This is a genomic window from Haladaptatus sp., from assembly GCF_049589095.1.
Classification (GTDB): Archaea; Halobacteriota; Halobacteria; order Halobacteriales; family Haladaptataceae; genus Haladaptatus.
Map to the genome: position 1 here is coordinate 1 of NZ_JBAWAC010000054.1, position 8,228 is coordinate 8,228.

General features: G+C 62.7%; 10 protein-coding genes. 3 read left to right on the plus strand and 7 right to left on the minus strand.

Annotated elements, in window-relative coordinates; all coding sequences use genetic code 11:
• Window positions 1-95: 95 nt before the first annotated feature.
• Complete coding sequence (locus tag WBV42_RS01765; RefSeq protein WP_066146419.1) at window positions 96-827, minus strand: GNAT family N-acetyltransferase; 732 nt, start codon at window positions 825-827, stop codon at window positions 96-98.
• 143 nt (window positions 828-970) lie between these two features.
• Here WBV42_RS01765 and WBV42_RS01770 point away from each other — a divergent pair, with 143 nt between their 5' ends.
• The gene (locus tag WBV42_RS01770; RefSeq protein ID WP_423984505.1) at window positions 971-1,366 is read left to right on the plus strand and encodes a DUF2267 domain-containing protein; all 396 of its coding nucleotides are present in this window, start codon (window positions 971-973) and stop codon (window positions 1,364-1,366) included.
• 23 nt (window positions 1,367-1,389) lie between these two features.
• Here WBV42_RS01770 and WBV42_RS01775 read toward each other — a convergent pair whose 3' ends face one another.
• From WBV42_RS01775 to WBV42_RS01795, 5 genes are all read right to left on the minus strand, one after another.
• Window positions 1,390-1,809 carry a hypothetical protein gene (locus WBV42_RS01775; RefSeq protein WP_253226223.1) on the minus strand — a complete coding sequence of 140 codons (420 nt, stop codon included), beginning with the start codon at window positions 1,807-1,809 and terminating at the stop codon, window positions 1,390-1,392.
• Between the two features lie 7 nt (window positions 1,810-1,816).
• Complete coding sequence (locus WBV42_RS01780; protein ID WP_423984506.1) at window positions 1,817-3,490, minus strand: FAD-dependent monooxygenase; 1,674 nt, start codon at window positions 3,488-3,490, stop codon at window positions 1,817-1,819.
• Between the two features lie 3 nt (window positions 3,491-3,493).
• Window positions 3,494-5,071 carry an electron transfer flavoprotein subunit alpha/FixB family protein gene (locus WBV42_RS01785; protein ID WP_423984507.1) on the minus strand — a complete coding sequence of 526 codons (1,578 nt, stop codon included), beginning with the start codon at window positions 5,069-5,071 and terminating at the stop codon, window positions 3,494-3,496.
• Between the two features lie 2 nt (window positions 5,072-5,073).
• Window positions 5,074-5,922, minus strand: a complete 849-nt coding sequence (locus WBV42_RS01790; protein WP_423984508.1) for an electron transfer flavoprotein subunit beta/FixA family protein — start codon at window positions 5,920-5,922, stop codon at window positions 5,074-5,076.
• A 170-nt stretch (window positions 5,923-6,092) separates the two neighbouring features.
• On the minus strand, window positions 6,093-7,067 hold the full coding sequence (locus WBV42_RS01795; RefSeq protein ID WP_423984509.1) for a polymer-forming cytoskeletal protein: 975 nt from the start codon (window positions 7,065-7,067) through the stop codon (window positions 6,093-6,095).
• 203 nt (window positions 7,068-7,270) lie between these two features.
• Between WBV42_RS01795 and WBV42_RS01800 the strand changes: the two genes are divergently transcribed.
• Together WBV42_RS01800 and WBV42_RS01805 are read left to right on the plus strand one after the other, a co-directional pair.
• Window positions 7,271-7,468, plus strand: a complete 198-nt coding sequence (locus WBV42_RS01800) for a DUF5800 family protein (RefSeq protein WP_066146401.1) — start codon at window positions 7,271-7,273, stop codon at window positions 7,466-7,468.
• Window positions 7,469-7,522: 54 nt separating this feature from the next.
• Entirely contained in the window at window positions 7,523-7,666 is a 144-nt protein-coding gene (locus tag WBV42_RS01805; protein WP_423984510.1) for a hypothetical protein, read from the plus strand.
• Between the two features lie 76 nt (window positions 7,667-7,742).
• On the opposite strand, the gene WBV42_RS01810 is transcribed toward WBV42_RS01805, so the two are convergent.
• The coding region (locus WBV42_RS01810) for an AAA family ATPase (RefSeq protein WP_423984511.1) at window positions 7,743-8,228 on the minus strand (486 nt) is incomplete at its 5' end.

Consider the following 8,228-nt stretch of genomic DNA (forward strand, 5'->3'; position numbering starts at 1 on the left):
GTAGTTGCTCACGGAGTGGTTACTCACGAAGTGGTCGCTCACGGTGTTAGAGAAACATTCGTAAAACGAATCGTATTGGTGCCGGTCGGACTCGCCTACAACTTCACGGCCATCATCACTTCGTCGACGTACTCGCCGTCGATCTTGTAGTGGTTCTTCCGCACGGCTTCGGTCTCCCAGCCGTGGGCTTCGAGGAAGTCGATGGCGTTCTCGTTGGTCGAGGGGGCGCTCTGGTACACCTTTTCGTAGCCGTTGGCACCCGCCCACTCCAGTCCGCGTTCGAGAAGGTGGCTCCCGATGCCGTGGCCCTGATACTCGTCCAGCACGCCGACGGTCAGTTCGGCGGTGTGACTGAGTTTGTCCAGTTCGGGGGCGTGGAGGTGAACCCAGCCGACGACTTCGTCGCCGACGGTCGCGACGAAGAACATCCGCGATTCGAGGTCGTTGTGCCGGAGCAGGGCTTCCTGATGGTCGATCTCGTCGGCGACAGTCTCGGCGACGATGTACGACCCTTCCTGGGCGACTTGTCGAATCGCGCCGACGATCCCCGAGAGGTCCTCCTGGCGGGCAGGGCGGATGACGAACTCGACGTCCTCGTCGTTGAACTCCTCCTCCGCGCCGGTTTCGAGCGCGACGGAGAGGGCATCGTCTTCCTCCGTGAGGTAGCCGTCGCGGCGAAGGATGGCGATGTGATGACGGAACCCGCTGGGGTCGATGCGGAGCGAATCCTGTACGTCGTTTACGTTCGCTGTGCCGTGACGTTCGACGTACTCGTAGATTCGTCGTCGGTCGTCGTGACCGAATTCGAGTTTCTCGGAGAACTCCATGTACACTGTTACCATCTATCTATACTTATTATTAACGATGGTTCTGAAACCATGGTGAGAGGTCTCGGAGCTGTCGAAATCCCCCCATCTAACTCCGCCGCTCGATTCTTGTAGTACCCCGTCGTGATGAGCGTGGGGGAATCATGGACTACAGCGAGTTCATCGGACAGGTACAGCATCGTCTCAAATTGGGAAAACAGGGCCAAGCGGTGCGTGCGATTCGCGCCACGCTGACCACGCTCGGCGAGCGCTTACAGGCGGGAGAAGCCAAAGACCTCGCGGGGCCACTCCCGATGGAAATCGACTGGTATCTCATCCACGCCGAGTCGGGGGAACGGTTTCACTTCGACGAGTTCGTCTCCCGCGTCGCCGAGCGGGAGGGGATCGACGACGGTGATGCGCTCTTTCACGCGAAGGGTGTGATGTCGCTCGTCGCGGAAGTCGTTCCGGAAGGAGAGTTCGAACAGATTCGCGGGCAATTACCGGAGGAGTACGACCCGCTGTTCGAACTCGTGGGAAACGAAGAAGCGTTCAACTGAGGCCCCGGCCACCTCGTTTTCAGCTACGCACGGTCTGCTTTCGCCGCACCGATTCCATTCTCGCCTCGCCGTACCCGTTCCGCTTTCGGGTCGGGGATTTGCGTCAGCAACTGCACCGTGTCGCGCAGATCGTACGTCTTCAACACCATCTCGGCGACCTCCCGCACCGTGAACTCCGTCTCGATGTCGTAGCCGTAACAGCGGGCGTACAGCGCGACCCACTCGTTGAGCGCTCGCTCCATCGTCGCCATCTCGTCCGCGTCGAACCGGGCGAGTTCGGCCGTTCGGCCGTCGATGTAGACCGAAACGACGTCGCCGACCCCGTTTCGTAAATACGCCACCGCCAGTTCCTCGTCCGGCGGGTCGGCGGGCGGGTCGAACGATTCGCGGTCGTCCCGTGCCCGTTCCGCGAGGGACGTGATTCGGTCGCGGTACTCGCTCATGCGCTCGCTATCCCTCTCGGAACTCGACGCCCTTGCCACCGCGGGGGTGCTCCCACTTCGTGTCGGCGACGATAGCACACGTCCCACACTCGACGCAGGGTTGCGTGTCGAGGCTGACGATCTTTTCCTCGTGGCCGTTCTCCTGCACCGTCTCCGCACGATAGCAGCCGCCGCCGAAACCCTCCGCGCTGACCGGGCAGGCCGAGACGGCCGCCCCGCTGGCTTCGTAGGAGTTGTCCCGCAGTTCGATGTGCGGGTTGCCGACGTCGGTGTCGTAGGTCAGGTCGCCGATGCGGTCGGCGAGGCTCTTGGGTTCGACCTCGTTCGTGTCCGTGATTTCGGTGCCGAGTTCCTCCGCGATGACCGTCGGCAGCGTGACGTACGGCGTCCGCGTGTCCGGAATCATCGTGGAAAGGAGGGGAGAACCGTACAGCCGTTCGAGTTGTCCCGACAGGAGGCCGGAGCGGAGCGCGACCCGGCCGAGCGACGACGAGAGAACCCCATCTACGAGCTCGCTCATCCGGTCGTTCTCGGCGACGCCGCGCGTCGCCCGATACTGACGGGGGCGGAGTTTGCCCATCACGCCCTCGTCCTTGAGCTTCTTTTCGTACAGTCGGCCCGCTTCCTCGGGGTCGCCGCGCATGCGTGCCTCGGCGAAGGCTTCCGCCGCGAGTGCGCCCGCACTCACGGCGTGGTTCATGCCCTTGATGATGGGGCCTTGGGCCTGCATCTGCCCGCCCGCGTCGCCGACGAGGACGAGCCGTCCGCGGTGCGGAGCCGGGTGTGCGACCTTCTTCGAGTCGGGAACGAGTTTCGCGGAGTACTCGATCTCGTTGTAGTGGCCGTTGAGCCACTGGCCGAGCAGCGGGTGGGTGAGCAGGTTGTTCAGCAGTTCGTGGGGCTCTGCCTCCTCCTCGACGAGGCTGTCGAGGTGGAAGACCGACCCGATGGAGAGCGAATCCTCGTTCGTGTAGAGGAAGCCGCCGCCGCGAACGTCGTCGAAGAGGTTGCCCGAGAAGAGATGGGCCGCGCCCGTTCCCTCGCCGACGTCGAACCGTTCCTGGATGACGTCCTCGGGCATCTCGATGACCGCTTTGACGCCTTGGAACCACTCCTCCGGTTCGTCCCAGTCCATCAGCCCTGTCTGTCGGGCGAGTTCGCTGTTCACGCCGTCCGCCGCGACGATGAAGTCGGCCGTGATCGGGTCGAGTTCGTCGCTGGTGACGCCCACGATTTTCCCGTTCTCCCGGAGGAGACCGTTGACGTGCACGCCGGTCAGCAGACCGCCGCCCGTCTCGTGGGTCATCTCGTGAACCTGGTCGGCGAGCCACGAGTCCATCTTCCGCCGGAGGACCGCGTCCGACCACTCCGTGTCGTGTTCGTGGAGTCGGGTGATGTCGAACGACTTCACCTTGTTCCCGGCCACGTTGTGGATGTTGTAGTCCGTGATGGGCCGTTCGGTCGCCTCCTCGCGGAAGTCGGGGAACAGCGAGTCGATGGTGTAGGGAGCCGACTCCTCGGCGTACAGCAACCCACCGGAGACGTTCTTCGACCCGGCCTCGACACCGCGTTCGAGGACGAGCGTTTCGATTCCGTTGCGTGCGAGCGTCGCGGCGGCGGCGGCCCCACCGGGACCGGCACCGACCACGACGGCTTCGTAGTGTTCGTATTCCTCGCTCATCGTTCAGTCATCGTCCTCCGCTGCGACCGCGTCCAGTTCGCCCGCCTCTACCGCGTCCGTCAGGCGAGGCAACACTTCGAACAGGTCCCCCTCGATGAAGAAATCGCTGAAGTCCCGAATATCGGCGTCGGTGTCGGTGTTGATGGCGATGATGGTTTCGGACTCGTCCATCCCGACCTTGTGCTGAATCGCGCCGCTGATACCCGCCGCGATGTACAGCGGTGGCTGGACGACCTGTCCAGTCTCGCCGATCTGACGCTCCTCGGAGACGTACTGCTCGACGTGTCCCTCCACGCTGTAGGAGGCCGTGACCACGCCGCGCGAGAGGCCGAGGTCCGCGTCCTCGAACGCGTCCACGAGGTCGAGCGCGAGTTCGATTCCCTCCGTCGGGTTGTCGCCGATACCGCGGCCGACCGCGACGATGACGTCCCGGTCGGTCAGGTCCACGCCGGTGTCGAGGGTGTCCCACTCGGACACCTCGACCCGGAACCAGTCGTCCGGGAGGTCGGCGTCGTGCGAGACGACTTCGCCTTCCCGGTCGGCGTCGGGGGCCATCTGATCGAAACTCCCCGGAATCACCGAACAGCCCTGCGGGTGGAACTCCCGGTCGGGGTTGTCGATACAGAGGATGGTCGAGTATTCGAACCCGGAGAAGTCCGGGCGTTGCATGTGGAGGATGCGCTCGAACTCGATTTTCTCGCCGGGTTGGCCGGTCTTCACGGGGTTCGAGATGAGTTCGTCCGTGATGGTCAGGCCGGAACAGTCGCTCGCCAGTCCGGAGTCGAGTTCGGCCTGCGTCTGTGCCGAGAGGTCGCGGCCGTTGTTCGTCGCCGGGAAGAGGAAGTAGCGCGGCTTGTCGTACTCCTTCCAGTCCGTCTTCGAGCGGGCCATGTCCGCGACGATTTCGGTGTACGGTTTGTGGCGGAACCGTTCCAGTCGCTCGTCGTCGTGATAGACCGCCACGTCCGCACCGAGGGTGATACACTCCTCGGCGAGTTCCTCCATGTCGTCGCCGACGAGAACGGCGACGACCCGTTCCTCGTCGCCGTACTCCTCGGCGTAGCCGTCCATCAACTCGCGGGCCTTGCCGAGCATCTCCTTCGACACGTCGAGGAGTTCGCCGCCCTGCGTCTCGCAGTACACCCACATGTCGCGGTAGACGCCGTCTTCGAGCGCTCGAACGTGCTTTTTGTCGACGGTCGGTTCGGTGAGGCCGTCGTCTTCTTCGGCTTCCTCGTCCTCGCCGTCCGTCGATTCGCTCTCCGCGGACTCGGATTCGTCCGATTCCGGCTCTTCTGCCGTCGTTTCCGCTTCGTCCGGGCTTTCCACGTCTTCCTCGGTTTCCTCGTACTCGCCTTCGGTTTCCGTGTCGTCGGTATCCGTCCCGCCGTCGGCCTCGCTGACTGGCGACTCGTCGGCGACTTCGTCGATTCGCGCCTGAATCGCTTTCTTCGCCGTCTTGCGGTCCTTTCCTTCCTCCTCTTCGGTGAGTAGTTCGGAGAGCGCACCGGGGTCCTCGATGGTTCGAACCTCGTCCTCGATTTCCGAGACGGTTCGCTCGCCGGGGGTGATTTCAGCCATGATCAGTCACCTGCCGCGAACGGCTGGATCGTTTCGAGCACGTCGGACATCGCCTCCTCGTCGTCCAACGTCGCCATCGTGGCTTCGCGCTCGGCCGGTGCCTTCGGGATCGGGTCCACGGACGAAACGATGGTCGGCGACCCGTCCAGCCCGATGTAATCCGGGTCGAGGTTGAGGTCCTCGTGATCCCACGTCGTGAGATACTCCTCGTACTCCTCGGCGCGCTCCTCGGTTTCGGCCTGGAGCTGTTTGCGCCGGAGACGATGTGAGGCCTTCCGATAGCTCGCCTCGTACTCGGGGTCCATGACGATGAACGCCGGAAGCGGGGATTCGACCGTCTCGATTTCGTCCACGTCCCCTTCCACGAGTCGCTTCGCGCGAACGCGGCCCTCGTCCTCGTCCACCTCCATGGCGATGACGTGCGTGATGATGGAATAATCGAGACACCACGCGGTCTGTGGGCCGGTCTGTCCCGTCTCTCCGTCAGCCGTTTTGAATCCCGCGAAAACGAGGTCGGGATGGTCGAGTTTCTCGATACCTGCGGAGAGGGTGATCGATGTGGACCACGTGTCGGCGGCGGCCATCGCGCGGTCGGAGAGCAAGTAGAGGTCGTCGGCGTACACCGACATCGCCTCGCCCAGCACGTCGGCGTAGCCGGGTGGTCCCATGCTCATCGCACTCACCGTTCCACCGTGTTTCACCTTCGTCTGGAGGGCGGCTTGAAGTGCAAACCGGTCGTTCGGGTTCATCACCGTCGGTGTATTCCCACGTTCGAGGTGGCCGTCCTCGTCGAACGACACCTGCCCCTCGCGGAAGTCCGGAACGCCCTTGGTCAACACGACCGAGTGCATCGGTACCTCCTACCGTGAGTGTGTTTAGTTTGCATACGTCAATCATTACCAATTCCCTCAGTCGTTATTATACTGTCGGAGGCCTAACAATAATCTGACATACTTGCCGGATTCAATGGAAGATTGATGGCTGTCGCTCAGACGAAATGACGGCGAAAACGTGTCACTGCTCAGGCCTGTGGTGCTGGTCCGTCGGAACCGCTTCGGTCACGATGGGCCGTCTCGACCGCTTCGGCGGCGTCTTCCGCGTCTTCCGCGTCTTCTTCCTCTTCGGGTTCGCTCTCCGATTCCTCCTCGTCGGTCGGCCTTCGCGTTTCGGCGCGCACCATCGTCATCTCCCCGCGTGCTCGCATGGTCCCGTCGGCCGTCGCGTTCTCGTGGAATTCGAGGTCCGTACAGGACACGTCGCCCAGCACTTCGGCACCGTTTTCGAGCACAACGGTCCCGTTGCGAGTCGTCACGTCGCCGTGAATTCGCGTTCGTTCGCCGACCACGATATCGCCGCGGCCGCGCAGGCTTCCGAACACTTCGTTGTCCGCGCCGACCGTGATCTCCTCCGCCCGGATGTTGCCGTGGAGGCGACAACCGTCGCCGACGGCGGCAGGGGTGGAGACGCGCCACGCGTCATCGCTGACGTGGGCGTTCCGCGGAATCGTGATCGGTTCCGCGTCGCTCTCGTCCAGCACATCGTCGATGATGCCCTGAGCGGCCTCCTCCTCACCGAGTCGGAGGAGTTGCGAGAGGTAGACGAAGAGGAAAACCACGGTCGGCATCGGGTTACGAATGACGATCCAGCCGTTGGCTTCGAACCCCTCGTCGATTTCCACGTCGTCGCCGATATCCAGATCGCCGCTGACCATCAGTTGGCCGGTGACGTGGACGCGTTCGCCCAGATAGGCGTCCTGTCCGACGAGCACGTCGCCGTCCACGTCACACCAGAGGTCCAGTCGGCAGTCGTCCTCGGCTTCGATGTGTCCGCCGAACGTCGCCCGTTCGCCCGCAACGACGTTGTTTCCCCGTACGCCGAACTCGACGGTACTCTGCGCGCCGACGATGATGTCCCCGTCGGTCACGAGATCGTGTTCTTCGACGGTCGTCCCGTCGGGAATCGAAAGTTCATCCAGAGGGTCGGAACGGAGCGGCACACATCCTACCACCGGTTCGCTCGTAATAAATCCTCCCGAGTCGTCTGACGCCCGTCTGCCGCCACGAAGAGAGGTGGTTGGTTTTGACTCTCTTGTAATTGGAGTTGCTGGAAAGACGACCGCGAACGGACGGGAGCTTTCAGAACCAGTATCGTCGTCTTCGATTTGTAGCTTTTTTATCCGACCGTGGCCAACGAAGGGGCATGACTACGCTCTCGTTCGATGATGATGGCGTCGATGTCGTGTACGAAGGGACGGAATTCCGGCTCTCGAAGGACCTCATAGAGGAAGCGACGGGGAAGTCCTACTACGACGTGACGGACCACCAAGTGCTGCATATCGTGGAGAAGGACCCGGCGACGGGTGGACAGGCGCGCCGAATCGGGGACATCTTGCGGTAATCGAACCCCCTGACAGTCCGGTAGCGTTTAGGTGAGAGACACGAAACGTCGGGTATGACCGAAACCGCTGAAACTGCTGGCTTCGACCACCCCGCGTGGAAGACCGCGGCGAGCACGGTCGGATCGTATCTGCTCATCCTCGTGTCGATGACCGTCCTGCTGTTCGGGATTCCTTACCTGATTTTCACATTCCTGTAGCTCGAAAGGAACTGTCTCGAAACGAAATCCGCCCGAAGCGGGGTGCTGCGGGCGGCCCAGAATTGTTTAGACGGGATTACGCGAACGTCTTGGAGACTTCGTCGTTCTCCTCTTCTTCCTGCTCGATCTTCTCCTGTGCGTCGAGGAAGTCCTGCATCCGGATTTCGGTGCGCTCGTCGCGGATGGCGAACATCCCGGCCTCGGTACAGATGGCCTTGATGTCGGCACCGCTGGCGTCGCCCGTCTCCTCCGCGAGGTGTTCGAAGTCCACGTCGTCGGCGACGTTCATGTCGCGGGTGTGGATCTTGAAGATCTGCTCGCGGCCTTCCTCGCCGGGGTTGGGCACTTCGATGAGGCGGTCGAAGCGACCGGGGCGGAGGATGGCGCGGTCGAGCATGTCGAAGCGGTTGGTGGCCGCGATGATGCGGATGTTGCCACGGTCCTCGAAGCCGTCCATCTCCGAGAGCAGTTGCATCATCGTCCGCTGGACTTCGGCGTCGCCCGATGTCTTCGAGTCGGTACGCTTCGACGCGATGGCGTCGATTTCGTCGATGAAGAGGAC

Excerpts from the sequence above, each read along its gene's own strand:
- WBV42_RS01765 (WP_066146419.1), bottom strand. The coding sequence starts at position 827 with ATGGAGTTCTCCGAGAAACTCGAATTCGGTCACGACGACCGACGACGA.
- WBV42_RS01770 (WP_423984505.1), top strand. The coding sequence starts at position 971 with ATGGACTACAGCGAGTTCATCGGACAGGTACAGCATCGTCTCAAATTG.
- WBV42_RS01775 (WP_253226223.1), bottom strand. The coding sequence starts at position 1,809 with ATGAGCGAGTACCGCGACCGAATCACGTCCCTCGCGGAACGGGCACGG.
- WBV42_RS01780 (WP_423984506.1), bottom strand. The coding sequence starts at position 3,490 with ATGAGCGAGGAATACGAACACTACGAAGCCGTCGTGGTCGGTGCCGGT.
- WBV42_RS01785 (WP_423984507.1), bottom strand. The coding sequence starts at position 5,071 with ATGGCTGAAATCACCCCCGGCGAGCGAACCGTCTCGGAAATCGAGGAC.
- WBV42_RS01790 (WP_423984508.1), bottom strand. The coding sequence starts at position 5,922 with ATGCACTCGGTCGTGTTGACCAAGGGCGTTCCGGACTTCCGCGAGGGG.
- WBV42_RS01800 (WP_066146401.1), top strand. The coding sequence starts at position 7,271 with ATGACTACGCTCTCGTTCGATGATGATGGCGTCGATGTCGTGTACGAA.
- WBV42_RS01805 (WP_423984510.1), top strand. The coding sequence starts at position 7,523 with ATGACCGAAACCGCTGAAACTGCTGGCTTCGACCACCCCGCGTGGAAG.